The organism is Collinsella aerofaciens (assembly GCF_015554145.1).
Classification (GTDB): Bacteria; Actinomycetota; Coriobacteriia; order Coriobacteriales; family Coriobacteriaceae; genus Collinsella; species Collinsella aerofaciens_AA.
The window spans coordinates 129,066-148,064 of the sequence record NZ_JADNHZ010000001.1 but is presented as its reverse complement, the minus strand read 5'-3'; the positions used below and the strand labels follow the sequence as shown (position 1 = coordinate 148,064).

Sequence of the window (18,999 nt, the reverse complement as noted above, 5' to 3'; positions counted from 1 at the left end):
TTGCACGCGCACCCTATACGGTAGATTTTGGGTCATGCCTAGAAAACAACCTTTAGGCGACCTCCGTACACCGTCGGTATCAGCAAAGTAAGGGGTAGATCGTAAGGCATGTCCCAAAGCCTACTCAGAGGCACTTTACTCTGCTAAAGCTGGCATAACAGCTAGAGCGAACGTCGTACAAAGGCAAGGAAAAATACCAAACAAATCGGTGAACGGTAGTTGCTCGCGCTCGCATTTCCTGCGGATTTGTTAAAAACGCCCTAATGGTATAAAAAAAGAAACATATAACAGCCCTGATGAAGGGGGTGGCTATGTTATCCTTCTCAAACGGGTGAAATCTTGGGTTTTGGGTTGCAGTTCCAAGGTGGACAAACGTTTTTCCCTGTACCAACGTGTGGTGAAGAACGGAAGAAGCCGGTAGTGCAAGCCGATAATTCAAGAATTCAATAAGCAGCGGTGTGAGAGAGCGCCGCATTACACGTAACTAGGAGCGTGGTTACACAATGCAGGAGGCATGGGAAGGCTTCAAGGAAGGCATCTGGACGGGAGAAGTTGACGTCCGAGACTTCATCCAGAAGAACTACACCCCCTATGAGGGCGACGAGTCGTTCCTCGCCGGTCCGACCGAGCGTACCAAGGAGCTGTGGGGCGAGGTTCTCGACCTGCTGCTCAAGGAGCGCGAGCAGGGCGGTGTCCTCGATATGGACACCAAGACTGTCACGGGTATCGTGAGCCACCCCGCTGGCTACATCGATAACGCCCACCGCGAGAAGGAGACCATCGTCGGCCTCCAGACCGACAAGCCGCTCAAGCGCGCGCTGCACGTCAACGGTGGTATCCGCATCGCTTGCCAGGCTGCCAGCCAGCACGGCTACAAGGTCGACGAGAGCGTTGTCGAGCGCTACACCTTCGAGCGCAAGACCCACAACGCTGGCGTCTTCGATGTCTACACCCCCGAAATGCGTGCTTGCCGCTCGGCTCACATCATCACCGGTCTGCCCGATGGCTATGGCCGCGGCCGCATCATCGGCGACTACCGTCGTGTTGCCCTGTACGGCGTCGACTACCTGATCAAGGACAAGGAGGCCCAGAAGGCTTCCACCCCGACGGTCATGACCGCCGACAACATCCGCGATCGTGAGGAGCTGCAGGAGCAGATTCGTGCCCTCGGCGAGCTCAAGATGATGGCCGAGACCTATGGTTTCGATATTTCCAACCCTGCTACCAACACGCAGGAGGCCATCCAGTGGATGTACTTCGCCTACCTCGCTGCCGTCAAGGAGCAGAACGGCGCCGCTATGTCCATCGGCCGTACCTCCACGTTCATCGACATCTACGCTGAGCGCGACCTTGCCAACGGTACCTTCACTGAGGAGCAGATCCAGGAGTTCGTGGATCACTTCATCATGAAGCTCCGCATGGTCAAGTTTGCCCGTACCCCCGAGTACCAGGCCCTGTTTACCGGCGATCCGCAGTGGGTCACCGAGTCCATCGGCGGCATGGGTGTTGACGGCCGTACGCTCGTTACCAAGATGAGCTACCGCTACCTGCACACGCTCGAGAACATGGGCACCAGCCCCGAGCCCAACATGACCGTTCTGTGGTCGACCCGTCTGCCCGAGAACTTCAAGAAGTTCTGCGCCAAGACTTCTGTCGCCAGCTCCTCGATCCAGTACGAGAACGACGATCTCATGCGCGTTTACCACGGCGACGACTACGGCATTGCCTGCTGCGTGTCCTCCATGCGCATTGGCAAGGAGATGCAGTTCTTCGGCGCCCGTGCCAACCTGGCCAAGTGCCTGCTGTATGCACTCAACGGCGGTGTTGACGAGGTCTCCAAGAAGCAGGTCGGCCCCAAGTATCGCGCCGTCGAGGGCGATACGCTCGATTACGACGACGTTGTGGCCAAGTACAACGACATGATGAAGTGGCTCGCTGGCGTGTACGTTAACTCGCTGAACATCATTCACTACATGCACGACAAGTATTGCTACGAGCGCATCCAGATGGCTCTGCACGACAAGCACGTGCATCGCTGGTTCGCTACGGGTATCGCTGGCCTTTCCGTCGTGGCTGACTCCCTGTCTGCCATCAAGTACGCCAAGGTCCACCCCGTCCGTGACGAGAACGGCATTATCGTCGACTTCGAGACCGAGGGCGATTTCCCCAAGTACGGTAACGACGACGACCGCGTCGACCAGATCGCTCACGACGTTGTGCACCAGTTCATGGAGTACATCCGCATGAACGACACCTACCGCAACTCCGTGCCCACGACCTCGGTTCTGACCATTACCTCCAACGTCGTGTACGGTAAGAAGACCGGCTCCACGCCCGACGGCCGCAAGGCTGGCCAGCCGTTCGCCCCGGGTGCTAACCCCATGCACAAGCGCGATAGCCACGGCGCCATCGCTTCGCTGTCTTCGGTTTCCAAGCTCCCGTTCCGCGATGCTCAGGACGGCATCTCCAACACCTTCTCCATCATTCCGAGTGCGCTCGGCAAGGAGGATCAGGTGTTCTTTGGCGATATCGACCTTGATCAGCTGGGCGAGTAACTATTGTTGGTGCTATACTAACAATAACGATTACTGATTAGTGCGCCGGTTTCGGCCGGCGCCTATTGATCGAAGGAGACACATTATGAAGGTTTCTGAAGTTTCCGAGACTCAGGCCGATAACCTGGTCCACATGCTCGACGCTTACGCCGAGAAGGGTGGCCACCACCTGAACATCAACGTCTTCAACCGTGAGACGCTGCTCGACGCTCAGGCTCACCCCGAGAAGTACCCGCAGCTGACCATCCGCGTTTCCGGCTATGCCGTGAACTTCCACACGCTCACCAAGGAGCAGCAGGACGAGGTCATTTCGCGTACCTTCCACGACAAGTTCTAAAGGGATTTAACTCCCGCAGGATCGCCGGGGCTGTTTGGGTTACCTCCCAAAACGTCCTCGGACATGCAAGAAACCCTCGCTGCGCACTTCGTGCGGCGAGGGCTTCTTGCGTCCTGCGGAATATTTTGGGAGATAGCCCAAGCAGCCCCGGCGGGGTCCTGTGTAGCCACCCTTTAGGCGGAACTCTCCTAATGGGTTGAGCGTTCTGGATTCTTGCTTGCTACCGTTTATCGCGTATAGCTACCGTTTGCGGAATAAGCAACACTCCTTAATAAACCGTGTAGAATCTCAGATAAGCACGGAGTTTTCCAGGGAGACGCTGTCCTTTGTTGTGTGCAAGGGGCGGCGTCTCTTTGGCGCTTGGAGGCCGTTCTGCAGCAGGACGGCGGACGTGCGTCACATATTCAAAAGCCAACGTCGAGATGGGTTGTGATGATAATGGGCAAGTACGTAATCGTGGTTGAGTCTGGTTCGGATGTGACGCCGGAGCTCTGCGAGCGCTATGGCATCGTGCGCGTGCCCATGCATGTCACGATTGGTGACGAGACCGTCGAAGACGGATCGATCGACCCGCTTGAGATTTACTCTCGCTGCAACGAGTTTGGTGTGATGCCCAAGACCAGCGGTTGCTCGCCGGCGGATTTTGCGCATGTGTACGACCGCATCCACGCCGAGCGGCCCGATGCGACCATTTTGCATCTTGCGTATTCCGAGGTTACGACCTGCTCGCATCAGTCGTCGAAGATTGCGGCAAAGGGCCGCGACTACGTCTTCTCCATGGATACGCGCTTTGTCTCGGTGGGCCAGTCGCTAGTTGTCGTCGAGACCGCCAAATACATCGAGGCTCACCCCGATGCCACCGTCGACGAGATTTTCGCCTTCACCAATTCCGTCATGGACCGCGTGCTGCTGGGCTTTGTTCCTACCGACCTTGCCTTCCTTAAGGCGGGCGGTCGCTTGTCCAACGTCGCGTTCTTAGGCGCCCATCTGCTCAAGATTAAGCCCTGCATTGAGGTGACGGGTGGCAAGTTCGTGGCCACCAAGAAGTTCCGCGGCTCTATGCTCAAGTGCGCCCGCGCCTTTATCGATCACATGGTTGAGAAGGGCGAGATCGACTATTCGCACATTGGCTTGGCGTATTCGGTGGGCCTTTCCGAGGAGCTGCGCGACGATATGGAAGTCTATGCGCACGACCTGGGCTTTAAGGACGTTACCTGGACTCAGGTCGGCGGCGTCATCTCGAGCCACTGCGGCCCGACCGCCTTTGGCGCGGTGCTTACGCTTAAGGCGTAGGGCCTGGCGTCTATCGATTTCTATTGCTTCGGCGGCGAGCGGGTTGTGACAACCTTCCCGCTGCTTTTGCGTGGAGTCAAATAGGACGATCAAATTGACCGCTAAACCGTTTCGCCATCAGGCGTATGGGCTAGAATGGCTCTGGCATTTTAATTGACAAAAACCAAAGAGAGGCAAGGTTGCGGGAATGGCTGAGATGACGCTTGAGGGTGTGGATGCTCATCCCGAGGACTCTGCGTATGCCCTGGGTCGCGTGCATTCGATCGAGACGATGGGAACGGTCGACGGACCCGGCATCCGCTTTGTGGTGTTTGTTCAGGGCTGTCCCATGCGCTGCGCGTATTGCCACAATCCCGATACCTGGTCTGTTAACGGCGGCACGATGGTGACCGTCGAGCATCTCATGGACGAGTTCCAGAGCAACCATGAGTTCTACCGTAGCGGCGGCATTACCGTTTCGGGCGGTGAACCGCTCCTGCAGCCCGAGTTTTTGGCCGACCTGTTCCGCGTGATGCACAACAACCCCGATGGCCGCGTACACACCTGCCTAGACAGCTGTGGCTATGCATTTGATCCCAAGCATCCGGAGAAGTTCGATGCTGTTCTCAACGAGACCGATATGGTGCTGCTCGACATCAAGCATGCCGATCCGGTTGAGCATAAAAAGCTGACCGGTTGCGATCCTGCGCGCATCCTGGCGTTTGGCGATGAGCTTGCCCGTCGCAAGATTAAGGTTGTTATTCGCCACGTGGTGGTGCCGGGCATTACCGACACGGTGGAGGAGTGTGAGGCGCTCGGCCGCCTGATTGCCCCGTGGCATAACGTGGTCGGTCTGGAGATGCTGCCGTATCACACCATGGGTATCGTCAAATATGAGCAGCTGGGGATCCCCTATAAGCTCGAGGGCGTGCCTCAGATGGATACCGCGCGCATGCCCGAGCTGCGCAACGCAGTCATGACGGGCATGAAAAAGCGTCGCGCGGAACTCAAAAACGCCATCGGCTAGCAGCACTCATTGGGGACAGACTTAAATGAGTGCCCCCGGGCACCTAGTTGATTGCTAAAGAGCCCCGTCAAGTTGCGGTGGAATAGTTCTTGTTTATCGGCTAATACCGCCCAAACAGGAACTATTTCACCGCAGCTGCGTTTTGGGCGGAGATGCGCAACAGAATCGGTGTTTTTGCATAGATACGCCTGTATTTTGTTTATAGACACCTTAAACGCGACTGAATGTCTTCGGTAAGAAATGCCTGCTCGGTATTATGCTGCTCGTATATGAATGGTAGCAGTCAGGAGACCACGTGCGAAAGGGCGCATCGCGGGACGGGTATGTGCCGCAACATGGCAGCAGATATGAGACGAAGGGCACGTCTTCGCGTGGCCTTGCAGACGCTCGCATCCGCGGGGTGAAGATTGCCGCCATTGGGATGCTAACGTTGGCGGTTATTATCCTCGGAATTACCGCCAAAACCTACGCGTCGGAGCGAATGGCGCACCCAGATGCGTCAACGGTACAGATGCAAAACAAAAAGGTCTCTGAATCTAAAGCCACCGCAAGTCAAACCCTGTCGACAGCGAGCCTCAAGATGAGGCTTTCGAAGGCGGACTTTAACGATATTCCCTCAGGCGATACCGTGCAGACCTTCTCACTGGCTGAAGACCAGATCCCCGCCCTGGAGGATGAGAGCCTCGCCGCGCTCCAAGATGCCCTTGATCAGGCCCAGGAATTGGGCGATGTGGGCGTGGTGTTTTACGATCTGTCGAGCGGCAAGGGCGTGACGTATAACGCGGACGCCGAGGTGTACGGTGCGAGTAGCTACAAGGCACTCTATGCGTTGTTCATCTGCGAATCTCTGGTCGAGACGGGCCGGGCCTCACTCGATGATTCCCTTGGCACCTATGGTGGCTACAACATGGGCTGGCAGACGGTGCGCGACCTGATCGAGGCCGCGGTCGTTAATTCGGACAACGATTCGTTTATTGCGTTACGCGCGGCGTTTGACCGTGTCGGTTACGAGGATTGGATTGTCGGTCTTGGCATCGATTACGATACCGCACTCGATCCGATGAGCGATTTCCCAACCTATTGCGCGCGCACCTCGGCCAAGTTGTGGCGCGAGATGAGCGAGTATTTGAGCTGTGATACCGAGACGTCGCAATGGCTGTCGGGTCTTCTGGCCTCTACGACCCAATCGTTTATTCGTGACGGCATTGCGGACGACCAAGCCTTGGTGCGCAACAAGGCCGGCTGGATTAGCGAGGCAGGTTGCAATGCGACATGCGATGCGGGCCTCATCGATGTCGACGGCGACACCTACATTATGAGCATCATGACATCGATGCCATGGAGTGACCGTTCGAGCGAGGTCGTGGCCACCATCGCCAAGGCGCTCTATGATACCCGAGCTGCACTGGCTTAGCGTGTTCGTTTGGCGTTGGCAAACAAAATGCTGGTACCATACCGTGGTTGAGAATTTCGAATAGGTTTGGGGAATGGCATGGCTACCATCGCGATTATCGGTGCGCTCGAAAAAGAGATCATGCAGATTAAGGAAGAGTTGAGTAACGTTTGCATGGTACAGGAGGCGGGCTTGAACGTTGTGACCGGCGGGCTCGACGGCCTGACAGTTGTCGCCACAACGGCGGGCATGGGCACGGTGAACGCCGCCGCTGCAACACAGCACCTCATTAGCAAGTATGCTCCGCAGGCTGTTGTGTTTTCGGGCATTGCGGGCGGTTTGAACCCCAAGCTCCATATCGACGACGTGGTCATTGGCAAACGCCTGCGCTATCTGGATACCGATACCGCGCTTATCGCCGAGTCTGCACCGGGGCTCGAGGAGTTTGGCTCGACGCCTGCGCTGGTAGATATTGCTGCCGATGTGCTTGCTGAGCGTGGCTTTGTCGATGCTTCGACAAATGCAGCCGCTTCGAACGAGGGCACCAAGCAGTTCCTGGTCGGCACGATTGCCACGGGCAACCGTTTTGTGACGGGTGCCGCCATGCGCAACGACGCTATCGAGGCGACGCATGCCGATTGTGTTGGCATGGAGGGCGCGGCGATTGCCCATGTCGCAACTAAAAATGGTGTCGATTGCCTGGTGTTGCGCGCTATCAGCGATAATTGTGACGAGGCGTACGATGCGATTTGCGACCGCGAGTTCGACCTGTTCGAGTATGCCCGTACCGCGAGTGGCATTACGCTCGATATCGTTCGCCGTATCGCTGCTATCTATTAGCGCGCTCTTTTGTAAGAACCTACGACCAAGGAGTGTCCATGGCCGATTCCATTAACTACCAGCTTGCCAAGTTCGTTGCCAGCTACGGCAAGGTTTCCCAGATTCCCGAGTCCACCTGCCCCGAGGTGAGCTTTGTCGGCCGCTCCAACGTGGGCAAGTCGTCGATTATGAACAAGCTTTTTGGCCGCAAGAACCTGGTCAAGGTTTCCAGCACGCCGGGCAAGACGAGCAACATCAACTTCTTTGAGGCCGACGACGTGCATTTCGTGGACCTGCCGGGTTACGGTTTCGCCCGTCGTTCCAAGGCCGAGCGCGACCGCTGGGCAGAGCTTATCGGCGACTTCTTCGACTCGGAGCGCAGCTTTAACTTGGTCGTCTCGCTGGTGGACATTCGTCACGACCCCAGCAAGCTCGATCACGACATGATCGACTATCTGCAGGGCAACGAGTTCAACTTTATCGTCTGCCTCACCAAGGCCGACAAGCTCAGCCGCACCCAGCAGGCCCGCCAGGCAGCAGCCATCAAAAAGCAGCTCAACGTCCCGGCCGAGAACGTTATTATCACGAGCTCCCAGACCGGCACCGGCATCGACGAACTCAAAAAGCGCATCGCCGAGGCCTGCCTCTAATCAGGTTAACCCCCCAAAGCTCCTATCTATATCACCTCAGGGATAGTTATTGGTAAACTATCACTGAGGTGATATTTTTTAGGAGACCTAGGTATCCAATATGCGCTTATGAGTGGGCGTGCGTTTTCGGCAATTAAATTCTGTGATTGGAAGCAGGCATCGGGTTCCGAGTATTATCCCAAGCGTTATGAGCGAGAGCAGAACGCACGGCGCAAGTACTTGGACACAATTAATGGATTCGACTCTGAGGGCACCTACATCAGGGATTTAATGGCGGGGAGGGTCGATTAAGTGATCAAAAAGTTAATGGATTGTGGGCCGAGTAGGACATACCCCGTCTACTACCTCGAGGATGCAATGAACAACCTCGGTGACTGCTTTGACTATGCCGTTAACGATTATGGAGCAGAAGGATCGGAAGTTGCTGAACTCTTTTGCCTGAGCGGCGTAGCTCGCGAGTTCGAACGCGGCAACGCATGGGTAGTGTCGGGAAAATCGGGCGTTGAGCTGTTCGCGCTTATCGCCGAAAGGTCCGGTTACCAAGCAGGGTCGATGCCGGATCGTACCTATCGATTTGAGAAAACACCGGAATACTGGACGGGCTGGATATTGGCGTATCTACAGTGGCGCCTGGGAGAGTCTTTTGAAGACCTGCTGCATGTCGCTCCGTTTGATGTGCTGCATAACCTGTATCATCCCTGGCACGAAGCCTCGGAGGAACGTGTGACGCGTCTTATTTGCGACATGGCGAAGAAAACACCTCGTCAAACCAAACTGGCGCTAGCAAGAAAGCGGCTCAAGAAAACCCAACAAGACCTGGCATACGAATCGGGCGTATCACTCCGCTCAATCCAAATGTACGAACAACGCCAGAGAAACATCAACGAAGCCTCGGTAACAACCGTAAGGGATATAGCAAAAGCCCTACGCTGCAACATCGAAGACCTCCTAGAGCCAGTCTTCGAATACAAAGAAACCAGCGCCGCCTAAAAGAGATGCTGGCCGCTGATTGCTCAAGTTGTGGTTCACCAAGGGCAATTTGAGCAGCGAGGCCGGCTGTCTCGTTGGGGCGTGCAGGCCTTGTTGATATTTAAATCCGCTTTCATATTGAAATGCCCCGCCAAGCTAAAGTGCTCGGCGGGGCAATTTTCGATTGACGATGCTGCCAGGGGTTGAGTTTTAATATGTCGCGAGTAAGAGGCGTCTGAATTTAGTAATCAAAGAAAATTATTCAATTCGAGCGCTTAGCCAGTACTCTCCATTCGAAGCTACGATTGCGTACGTAATTCCATTTTTGACAGTTGGCGTATCTACGCAGGCAGCACCAACTTCCTTGGCGTCTGAAAACGAAAGTGTTGGATCGATTGCTTGTATAGTTGCCAATGCTGTCGCCGCGGCATAGTCGGAGTTTTCGAAGTACATGACTATGTTTTTGAAGCAGTTTTCGGATCCAAGATAGCTGAATAGTAGTTGGCTGCTCGAGTCCGAGAAAAAGCCTCCAATACCGGCAAGCGTAGAGCCATTTTTTATCTGAAGCTCGAGTCCCGTGCCGCTATCGTCTAGCTCGTAACTCGCCTTCATACTGCTGCAATTGGGGATATCGGAGAATTCCTCGTTAAGTCGTTCAATAAAGCCTTCAGGTGAAATTGAAAACGATCCGTCGCCAAGAAAGGAAGTAATTTCCTTTTCGTTGCGAGTGTCAACGACCTCTCCGCATTTTTCGCATTCTCGTATTTCCTTTGAGGTGGCGTCTACGTAGTCAACTTCGGTAGTCCACGAGCCCGGTTGATGCCCAAGGGGTTTTCCATCGGTTTTACCACAGCGTTGACAGGTCTTCGGAACCGTGCACGTTGCTTCTTCCCATTCATGTCCGAGCGGTTCCCCCTCGGTTTTGCCGCAACTTTTACAGGTGCGAGGGCTTGTACAACTCGCATTGGTCCAAAGCTTGTGGGTGCAAAACAATTGGGGGAATAACGTGGGCAAACAGAAGACGACAGCAACTATTGCAGTAGCTGCAATAGCCGCCCGTTTTTTACCGCCTAATTTATGAATGGCTCTCGTTAGAAGTGAGTCGCCCCCTTCTTTTTTGCATGCGACGTCATCTTCATTTGATGACCGATCTTCAGGGGAGGGGGCATCGTCAGCACCATCAGAAAGCTGTTTCCCTTCGATATCTGGCGTCTGTTCGTATGATGCGCCGTGCATTTGCTCATCGTTGGGCTCTTTCGTCTCATTATCCATGTTTGTTGAGTCCCCTCTCTCGTTTAGATTTCCGATGTGAACAATCGCTGTAAGTTAAGCGGCAAGTAACATAAATATATCCCAGTTTGGGATATAACAAAACGGAATATAGCGTAAACGGCATGAACGTTGATGCTAATAGGACATGCGGAAAATGCCTCTCCCAGATTCGTCGAGAGCAAGGTATCACTCAGGTTGAACTCGCAAAGAAACTGAGGGTACCTCAGTCGTTCATCTCGAAAGTCGAGACTGGGGAGCGCAGCCTTAGGGTTTACGAACAGTTCGCCTATGCAGAGGCACTTGGAATTACCGTCAGAGTCCTCGTGCAAAGACTTGGGGCGGTTCTGAGCAGCGGAGATAAATAGATTGCGCCGCGAATCGGGCGATAATTAAATCAGCGAATGCGATATCCTGCCGAGGCTGCGCAGGTCCCCTTGGGGCTTCCCCTGAAAACAATCCGCAGATCGAATTGCCCCGTCGCGCGAAGCGTACGACGGGGCAATTCATGATCGAGGACGTTTTCAGGGGAAGCCCCAAGGGGACCGGTGAGAGCAATGAGGCAGGGCGCTACAGGTACTCGATTTGAGCGCCCTCCGTGTCGCACGTCAGAATATGCGTATCACACTTAGGGAACTGCTCGCGCAGCTTGACTTGCAGGAACTTTGCCACGATGGTGTCGTCGGTTACAGCCATGAGGGTCGAGCCCGAGCCACTGATCCAGATGGTCTTAGCGCCGCCGTTAAGGCAGGTGTCACGCACGGCGTTGTAGTCGGGAATCAGGCGACGGCGATACGGCTCTTGGATGCGGTCGTCGTTGGCGGCGGCAATCAGGTCAAGGTCGCCGGTCTCCAGGCCGCGCGTCATGCCGGCGATGCGGCCCATTTGCCATACGGCGGTGGAGAGCGGAATTTCCTGCGGCACGACCTTGCGCGCCTCGCTCGTATGTACCTCGTAGGGCGGAATCACAGTAATAAAACGAAGCTTGTCGCTCACCTCGTAGCGCAGGCACTGGGGGAGCGAATCGGTCGGTGTAAAGGAGCAGACGGCGCCGCCCAGGATAGCAGGGGCGACGTTATCGGGATGGCCCTCGACCTCGGTGGCAATGCGGACGAGTTCGGCGCGGTCGACGGTGTGGCCCGTCAGTGCGGCGGCGGCCATGATGCCAGCGACGACGCAGGTGGAGCTGGATCCCAGGCCGCGAGCGACGGGTACATCGGTTTGAATGTCGATGGTGACGGGGAATGCCGGCTCGCCCCATGCAGACAGTGCATCGACAAAGCTAACGTAGACCAGATTATTCTCGTTCTGGAACTCCTCGGGGCAGCCCGTGATGGTGAGCTTGTCGGCGCGCTCGAAAGTGAAGTGCGAGTAAAGGCTGACGGCCATGCCGAGGGTGTCGTAGCCGATGCCTAAGTTGGCGCTGGTTGCTGGGACGGTGATCTTGATCATGTGAGTCCTCCTGGCGTGCCTGGCTGTTTAGTTCGCTGCTCGGGCAGTCCTGCGCAAGACGGAAAGCACATTAAGTGCTTTCCTTTGCGTGCGGAACTCGCGACGAACTAAACAGCCAGGCACGCTGTGCGCGTTCGTCATCATCCCGGTGGGTATCTGATAAAAGAAGGTGCGCCGGCTTTCGCCGGCGCTTAATAAGGGATCTAGTTGGTGCTCATTCGTTTTGCTGCGGACTCGACGTAGCTGGCCATGTCGGCTACGTCGCAGACGTCTTCAAAACGGACGGGCTTGGACTCGAGCTCGGCGAGCTGTGCCGGGGCGACCGTATCGGTTGCCTGCTCGAGCACGCGCATGGCCTCAAAGTCGTCCTCGGGAACGTCGAGGCCCAGGGCGTCGCAGCAGGCGCGCGGGAACTTGTAGGGGCTGGCGGTCGAAAGCAGCACGCGGGCCTTGGCGCCCTTGGCGGGAGCGACCTTTTCAAAGACGTGATAGCCGCAAGCGGTGTGCGGGTCGATCGCGTAGCCGTTCGCATCCCAGCAGCTCTTGATGGCGGCGCGGACCTCGTCCTCGCTGGCCCAGCCGCAGCCAAACACGCTCTGGATCTTGGCCAGCAGGTCGGCGGGAACCTCGTAGCGACCCGTCTGGGCAAGCTGCTCCATAAGCCCGGCAACGAGCTCGCAGTCGCCGTCGGACAGGAAATAGAGCATGCGCTCCAGGTTGGAGCTAATAAGGATGTCCATCGACGGTGAAATGGTCGTGAAGAACGGGCGGTTACGGTCGTAAACGCCGGTGGTCAGGAAGTCGGCAAGCACGTTGTTCTTGTCGCTCGCCACGACGAGCTTGGCGACGGGCAGACCCATGCGCTTGGCGTAGTAGCCGGCCAAGATATCGCCAAAGTTGCCGGTGGGAACACAGAACTCAACAGCGTCGCCAGCCTCGATAGCGCCGGCGCGCAGCAGCTGCGCATAGGCGGCAAAGTAGTAGACGACCTGCGGCACCAGACGGCCGACGTTGATGGAGTTGGCGCTCGAAAGCACGGTGCCGGCTGCCTCTAGACGCTCGGCAAGCTCCTTATCGGCAAAGATGCGCTTGACGGCGCTCTGAGCGTCGTCAAAGTTGCCGCGGATGCCGCAGACGGCGACGTTGTCGCCCTCCTGCGTGGACATCTGCAGATTCTGGACGCGGCTGACCTTGCCCTCGGGATAAAAGACGGTGATGCCCGTGCCCGGAGCGTCGGCAAAACCGGCGAGCGCGGCCTTGCCGGTGTCGCCCGACGTGGCGGTGACGATCATGATGCGCTCGGCGCCGCCGTCCTTGGCAGAGGTGCGGGCCATAAGGCGGGGGAGCATCTGCAAGGCGACGTCCTTAAAGGCGCTCGTGGGGCCGCCAAAGAGCTCCATCACATAGGTCTGAGGGGCGTCGGCGCCCGGTGCGGCGTCGAGTTTGACGAGCGGCGTGACCTCTTCGCTCGCAAACGTGCCGTGGTATGCCTCATTCACACAGGCCGAAATTTCTTCGTCTGTGTAATCATTCAGTAACATTCCCAACACATCTTGAGCGATTTCAAAGTACGATTTATCTGCAAGCGAGCTGATATCGAGTTGCTGGGTGCCCAGCTCGTCCGAGACAAACAAACCCCCGTCGGGAGCGATGCCGGTACGGATTGCCACCTTACTTGAGCACGATAAAGTGCGTCCTCGTGTACTATGATAAGTTCCCATATAACACTGCTCCTCGGATGCCTTGGTCCCAATCGGTGAAACCATGGTATCAGAGCGCGCAAAACAGGTTTGCAGAGGCTTTTAGAAAGGTAACCTCAAGCCCATGATAAAAATTGCCAAGTTTGGCGGCTCGTCGGTCGCCGACGCCGAACACTTTAAGAAGATCAAGGCCATTGTCGATGCCGACCCGGCCCGCCGTTTTGTGGTGGTTTCTGCCTGCGGTCGCCGCTTTAAGGGCGACACCAAGGTGACCGACCTGCTCTACCTGGTTAACGCGCACGTTAAGTACCACGTGTCGTGCGAGGAGCTGCTCGAGGACATTGGGCAGCGCTATTTTGATATCGCTGACGAGCTGGAGCTCACCTATCCCATCCGCGAGGAGTTCGCGGCCTTTGCCGAGCGCGCCCGCTCGGGCGGCTACTCCACCGAGGAGCTCGTGAGCCGCGGCGAGTACTTCACCGCTCGCCTGATGGCCGAGTACCTGGGCCTGCCGTTCCTGGATGCCGCGACGGTCGTGGCGTTCCATCACGACGGTACGCTCAGCATGAATCGTACCTGCGAGCTGGTGCAGGAGTACGGTCAGCAGGGCGGCTTTGTTATGCCCGGCTTCTATGGCGCGACGCGTGAGGGTCAGATTAAGCTACTCGATCGTGGCGGCGGCGATATTTCCGGCTCGATCCTGGCCAAATGCCTTGGTGCCGACCTGTATGAGAACTGGACCGACGTTTCGGGCTTCTATTCCGCCGATCCGCGTATTGTTCCCGAGGCTCAGCCCATTGCCCGCGTTACCTACGAGGAGCTGCGCGAGCTTTCGTACATGGGTGCAAGCGTCCTGCACGAGGAGGCTGTGTTCCCCGTGCGCGAGGCTGGTATTCCGCTGGTCATCAAGAACACCAATGCGCCGCAGGACCCCGGCACCATCATTAGCGAGACGGCTGACGAGGGCGAGGCAGAGCCCATCATTACCGGCGTGACCGGCAAGCGTGGCTTTGTCGCCATCAACGTTGCCCGCGACCGTACCAAGCCTCGTGTCGGCTTTATGCGCCGCGCGCTTTCGGTATTCGAGCGCTATGACGTTTCCGTTGAGCACATGCCCACCGGCGTCGACCGCTTTGGCGCCGTGGTGCAGGAGCAGGACGTTCACGATTCGCTGTACTCGCTTGTGGGCGACATTCAGCAGGAGGTCGAGCCGCTCGAGATTGAGGTTGTCGAGGGCTTGGCGCTCATTGCGACCGTCGGCCGTAACCTGCGCGGCCGCGCGGGTATCTCGGGCCATCTGTTTGGCATGCTTGGCCAGGCCGGCGTGAGCGTGCGCATGATTTCGCAGAGCTGCGACGAGATCAACATCATTATCGGTGTCGAGGAGAAGGACTTCGACCTGGCGATTCGGACCATTTACCGCGCCTTCTCCGACGAGAACGGCATTGTGAAGGTCTCTGACCTGGAGGCTCCCGCGCCGGCCGATCCCGCCCCGGCCGCGCTCAAAAAGTAGCGACTGCTCGGTAGATTTTTGGTCATGTCTCAAAAATCTACGGCGAGGCGTTTCGTTTCGGTTTCGTTTCGACGGGGCGGGTTTCGTGCCCGCCCCGTTCTTGTATACACTGGCAACAATAATCGGCCTGCTCGGCGTGCGGGCAAAAGCCAAAACCTTTAAAGGGGGAAGCATGAAACAGTACACGGTTGCTATTTTGGGCGCGACGGGAGCCGTGGGCACCCAGATGCTCGAGTGCCTCAACGAGCAGGAGTTTCCGGTCGGTAAGCTCAAGCTGCTGGCGAGCGCGCGCTCTGCGGGCAAGACCGTTGAGTTCTGCGGCGAGCAGATCGTGATTGAGGAAGCTTGCCCCGAGGCTTTTGAGGGCTGCGACATCGTGCTCGGCGCTGCCGGCGACGATATCGCCAAGGAGCTGCTGCCCGAGGCCGTCAAGCGCGGCGCCGTCGTGGTCGACAACAGTCACGCCTTCCGCATGGATCCCGAAGTGCCGCTGGTCGTGCCCGAGATTAATGCCGACGATATCAAGTGGCACCACGGCCTTATCGCCAATCCCAACTGTGCGACCATCATCGGCCTGGTTCCCACCTGGCCGCTGCATCAGCTTGCCGGCGTGAAGCGCATGATCGTCTCGACGTATCAGGCGGCTTCGGGTGCCGGCGCTCCCGGTATGGCCGAGCTCGAGGCTCAGCTGGTCGCTCTGGGCCGCGGCGAGGAGATTCCCGAGCCGCGTGCATTTGCCGCCCAGCTGGCGAGCAACCTGATTCCGCAGATTGGCGGCGTCAAGGAGGAGGGCTTTACCTCCGAGGAGATGAAGCTGCAAAACGAGGGCCGCAAGATCATGCACCTGCCCGAGCTGCGCGTGAACTGCACTTGCGTGCGCGTGCCCGTGCTGCGTTCGCACTCCGAGAGCATTACGCTCGAGTTTGAGTGCGATATTACGGTCGAGGAGGCCCGTGCTGCGCTGGCTGCCGCTCCCGGCGTCAAGCTGGTTGACGACATGAGCGCCGAGGATGCGCACGACCGTTTCCCCATGCCGATGGATACGTCCGACCAGGATCTGATTTGGGTCGGCCGCGTGCGTCGCGACATCTCGAACCCCGAGGCCGCGCGCGGCATCACCTTCTGGTGCTGCGGCGACCAAATCCGTAAAGGCGCGGCAACCAACGCCGTCCAGATTGCTAAGCTGCTCTGCGAGTAGTGCGACCTGTCCGGCGGGGGCCGGGCTTAGTTTTCAGAACGTCCTCGACCATGTGCGGCGCCTTGTCCTGCTCCTTCGGAGCTGCGGACAAGGCGCCGCACTGGTCTGCGGAGTGTTCTGAAAACTAAGCCCGGCCCCCGCCTGCGGCGACGCTGCTGCGAGCGGTCTGCGATGGGGCCGTTGTTGGTTGGGGCCGCTGGGCTGATGTGGGGGCGCGTGGCTGTTGCGGGCCCTGGTCCCGGCGGCGGCCTCGGCGCTTTGCGCCTGCCGCCTTGGGGGACTTTGGGGCGCGGCCGGCAGCTGCGGCGCGTTGCGCCTGCTGCCTGCGGGGACTTTGGGGTCGTGCGGCAGCTGTGGCGCTGTCGCGCCTGCTGCCTTGGGTGACTTTGGGGTTGGTGCGAATCGAAGGTGAATGGTTTCCCGGGATGTGAGCGACCTATTTTGGACCCTTGAAGCATCGGCATATTTTGGTCGCTATTTCCTGCGGTTTTATCGCATGAATCCTGCTGTTTTGCAATCAAAAAATGCGGATGCTTCGGGGCCCTATTTTTACTCGTTCACTTCTCGGAAAACCATTCACCTTCGTTTTTGCCGGACATCGTTTTGGGCATTGCGACTCGGTGTCGGCTGATATTGAGAGGGAAAACGCCCTCCCTTGGACAATCGGGTCTGTCCGGACGTATCTGCGGGGTTGTCTGCACAATTCGCGGTATTATGTTGCGGAGTTTTGAAAGGAGCCGCCGGTGGTCACGACGACATTTGCTTCGCCTTTGGGCGAAATCTTGCTTGCCGCTGATGGCCGCGGTTTGACGGGGCTTTGGTTTGAGGGGCAGGAGCACTTTGGCTCTACGCTGCTCGAAGAAGATGCGGAGCACGTTGAAGGCGCCGATGCGGTTTCCGGTACCGGTGGGATGTCTTCGGTGAGTCCGGCAAATGGCGCGGCTTCTTCGGTGCTTGAGCGTTCTTGGGCTTGGCTGAATGCTTATTTTGCAGGGCAGGAACCTCGGTTTACGCCGCCGTTGCATATGATTGGCACGGCGTTTCAGCGTGAGGTTTGGTTTGAGCTGCTTTCTATCCCGCGTGGCGATGTCGCTACGTATGGCGAAATCGCCCAGCGTGTTGCGGCTCGACATCGTGTGCCGGGAAATGAGGCTCCCGTTGTGTCCCCGCGTGCCGTGGGGGCTGCGGTTGCGCGTAATCCCATTTCGATTATCGTGCCGTGCCATCGCGTGGTTGCCGCTGACGGGTCGCTCAACGGATATGCCGGTGGCCTCGACCGCAAGGAGTGGCTGCTTCGGCTTGAGGGTGCGTACGAGGAATAGCGCTCGAACGCTTTGCATAACTAGGACGCCGCAATAGAACGGGACACGCTTTCCGAATGGCGTCCCAAGCGGAAAGCGCATCCCGGAATACAGCCTCAGAGTGGCATGCCGTTTCCGGTTGAGACCACCTGCTTGGACATCTTTCTACGCGCGCTCTTGTAGAGCGTAGATCGACTTATCCATGTTGAACAGGTAGGCCACGACGCAGACGATGAAGAACGCCGGCAGATTACCGAAACAAAAGACCTCGCAGCCAATGAGGATCGGCGCGAGTAGCGTGTTGGTGGCGCTGCCAAAGACGGCGGCGTATCCCAGCGCGGCGCAGAGCTCGACGGGCATGCCGAGAATCCCGGCGAGTACGACACCCAGGCTGGCTCCGATGGAGAACAGCGGCGTGACCTCGCCACCTTGATAACCCGCGGCAAGCGTGGCGATGGTGAGTGTGAATTTGAGCGCCCAGTCCCAAGGCATGATGGCGACCTTGCCGTCACCGTTGAGCGCCGCCGATATCAGGTTGGTGCCAAGGCCGCAGTATCGCCCCTGCCACAGCACGAACAGAATCGCCGACAGCGCAAGGCCCATAACGGCAACGCGTATGTAAGGGTTGGGGAGCAGCCGCGCTGCAAGGGTCTTGGCATGGGCAAGGCACCAGGCAAAAGCTCCACCGACCATGCCAAACGCGATACCCAGCAGCGCCAGCCGTCCAAGACCGGGGAGGTCGAGCGCATACGAGGCGGTAACGGCGACCTCGAACTTCTCGAGCCCCAGGGCGCCCGAGGTCATGCTTGCGGCAAGCGAAGCCGTAAGCGCGGGGAACAACGCGCGGTATTCAATGCGTCCGGCGACCAGCACCTCGATAGCAAAGACCGTGGCGGCGAGCGGCGTTCGAAAGAGTCCGGCAAAGCCAGCGGCCATGCCGATAAGCAAAAACGTGTTGCCGGGGTCTCGGAAAGGTAGACGTCGGCCGATCCAATACGAGACGGTGGCGCCGATCTGCACCGCTACGCCCTCGCGTCCCGCACTACCGCCAAAGAGATGCGTCCCCCACGTGCTCAGCATAATGAGCGGCACGAGACGCGGGGAGATGGCGTCTTCACGCCCGTGACCTACGTCGAATACTAAGCTCATGCCCCGATCGGTGCCTTTGCCCCAGGTGAGGTAGGCAAATACGATGGCCAGACCCGCGAGGGCGAGAAAGGGAAGGAGCAGTGCGACGTGCGCGTCCCGGAAGGCGCCGATTGCCAGGAGCACACGACCAAAAAGGGCGCAGATGGCGCCAACGATAACGCCGATAGGGATTCCGACGGCGCCCATGAGCACGAGACCGCTGTAGGTGTTGACCAGGCGTTTGATTCTGCTCGAAGCGCTGCTTTCTGACATTTTGCTTTCCGACACTTGCTCTCTTGATAGAAAAAGAGCTGGAGTTGCGCATCGTTGAGAGGCTTTCCAGCTTTAGCAAAACAAACTTATAAGATGCGACGGGCCGCGTCAAGATAATTACCGGACGGCCTAGGAGGCGGCTG

At 57.7% G+C, this 18,999-nt stretch carries 16 protein-coding genes; 12 read left to right on the top strand and 4 right to left on the bottom strand.

What is annotated here, in order from left to right; genetic code table 11:
- Nucleotides 1–503 precede the first annotated feature (503 nt).
- The 8 genes from pflB to I2E13_RS00650 all read left to right on the top strand — a co-directional run bounded on the left by pflB (nt 504) and on the right by I2E13_RS00650 (nt 9,043).
- On the top strand, nt 504–2,555 hold the full coding sequence (gene pflB / locus I2E13_RS00685; protein ID WP_195403894.1) for a formate C-acetyltransferase: 2,052 nt from the start codon (nt 504–506) through the stop codon (nt 2,553–2,555).
- 85 nt (nt 2,556–2,640) lie between these two features.
- Complete coding sequence (gene grcA3 / locus I2E13_RS00680; protein ID WP_117583521.1) at nt 2,641–2,892, top strand: autonomous glycyl radical cofactor GrcA3; 252 nt, start codon at nt 2,641–2,643, stop codon at nt 2,890–2,892.
- 438 nt (nt 2,893–3,330) lie between these two features.
- Complete coding sequence (locus tag I2E13_RS00675; protein ID WP_195403893.1) at nt 3,331–4,185, top strand: DegV family protein; 855 nt, start codon at nt 3,331–3,333, stop codon at nt 4,183–4,185.
- A 187-nt stretch (nt 4,186–4,372) separates the two neighbouring features.
- Nucleotides 4,373–5,191: a pyruvate formate-lyase-activating protein gene (pflA, locus tag I2E13_RS00670; RefSeq protein WP_195403892.1), complete on the top strand. Its 819-nt coding sequence runs from the start codon at nt 4,373–4,375 to the stop codon at nt 5,189–5,191.
- A gap of 580 nt (nt 5,192–5,771) precedes the next feature.
- On the top strand, nt 5,772–6,605 hold the full coding sequence (locus I2E13_RS00665; protein WP_195403891.1) for a serine hydrolase: 834 nt from the start codon (nt 5,772–5,774) through the stop codon (nt 6,603–6,605).
- A gap of 78 nt (nt 6,606–6,683) precedes the next feature.
- Complete coding sequence (mtnN, locus tag I2E13_RS00660) at nt 6,684–7,424, top strand: 5'-methylthioadenosine/S-adenosylhomocysteine nucleosidase (protein WP_195403890.1); 741 nt, start codon at nt 6,684–6,686, stop codon at nt 7,422–7,424.
- A 38-nt stretch (nt 7,425–7,462) separates the two neighbouring features.
- Nucleotides 7,463–8,053, top strand: a complete 591-nt coding sequence (gene yihA / locus I2E13_RS00655) for a ribosome biogenesis GTP-binding protein YihA/YsxC (RefSeq protein WP_006234871.1) — start codon at nt 7,463–7,465, stop codon at nt 8,051–8,053.
- 357 nt (nt 8,054–8,410) lie between these two features.
- Nucleotides 8,411–9,043 carry a helix-turn-helix transcriptional regulator gene (locus I2E13_RS00650; protein ID WP_195403889.1) on the top strand — a complete coding sequence of 211 codons (633 nt, stop codon included), beginning with the start codon at nt 8,411–8,413 and terminating at the stop codon, nt 9,041–9,043.
- 237 nt (nt 9,044–9,280) lie between these two features.
- On the opposite strand, the gene I2E13_RS00645 is transcribed toward I2E13_RS00650, so the two are convergent.
- Complete coding sequence (locus I2E13_RS00645; RefSeq protein WP_195403888.1) at nt 9,281–10,294, bottom strand: hypothetical protein; 1,014 nt, start codon at nt 10,292–10,294, stop codon at nt 9,281–9,283.
- A 122-nt stretch (nt 10,295–10,416) separates the two neighbouring features.
- On the opposite strand from I2E13_RS00645, the gene I2E13_RS00640 reads away from it, so the two are divergent.
- A complete protein-coding gene (locus I2E13_RS00640) occupies nt 10,417–10,659 on the top strand; it encodes a helix-turn-helix domain-containing protein (RefSeq protein ID WP_195403887.1) in 243 nt (80 codons plus the stop codon).
- 202 nt (nt 10,660–10,861) lie between these two features.
- On the opposite strand, the gene thrB is transcribed toward I2E13_RS00640, so the two are convergent.
- The gene (gene thrB, locus I2E13_RS00635; RefSeq protein ID WP_195403886.1) at nt 10,862–11,743 is read right to left on the bottom strand and encodes a homoserine kinase; all 882 of its coding nucleotides are present in this window, start codon (nt 11,741–11,743) and stop codon (nt 10,862–10,864) included.
- A 203-nt stretch (nt 11,744–11,946) separates the two neighbouring features.
- A complete protein-coding gene (thrC, locus tag I2E13_RS00630; RefSeq protein WP_195403885.1) occupies nt 11,947–13,464 on the bottom strand; it encodes a threonine synthase in 1,518 nt (505 codons plus the stop codon).
- 103 nt (nt 13,465–13,567) lie between these two features.
- Here thrC and I2E13_RS00625 point away from each other — a divergent pair, with 103 nt between their 5' ends.
- The 3 genes from I2E13_RS00625 (at nt 13,568) to I2E13_RS11175 (ending at nt 17,476) form a co-directional block, all read left to right on the top strand.
- A complete protein-coding gene (locus tag I2E13_RS00625) occupies nt 13,568–14,956 on the top strand; it encodes an aspartate kinase (RefSeq protein ID WP_195403884.1) in 1,389 nt (462 codons plus the stop codon).
- A 172-nt stretch (nt 14,957–15,128) separates the two neighbouring features.
- A complete protein-coding gene (locus tag I2E13_RS00620) occupies nt 15,129–16,154 on the top strand; it encodes an aspartate-semialdehyde dehydrogenase (RefSeq protein WP_195403883.1) in 1,026 nt (341 codons plus the stop codon).
- A 743-nt stretch (nt 16,155–16,897) separates the two neighbouring features.
- On the top strand, nt 16,898–17,476 hold the full coding sequence (locus tag I2E13_RS11175) for a methylated-DNA--[protein]-cysteine S-methyltransferase (protein ID WP_195403882.1): 579 nt from the start codon (nt 16,898–16,900) through the stop codon (nt 17,474–17,476).
- 144 nt (nt 17,477–17,620) lie between these two features.
- Here I2E13_RS11175 and I2E13_RS00610 read toward each other — a convergent pair whose 3' ends face one another.
- Nucleotides 17,621–18,856, bottom strand: a complete 1,236-nt coding sequence (locus tag I2E13_RS00610; protein ID WP_195403881.1) for a chloride channel protein — start codon at nt 18,854–18,856, stop codon at nt 17,621–17,623.
- Between the last annotated feature and the right edge of the window lie 143 nt (nt 18,857–18,999).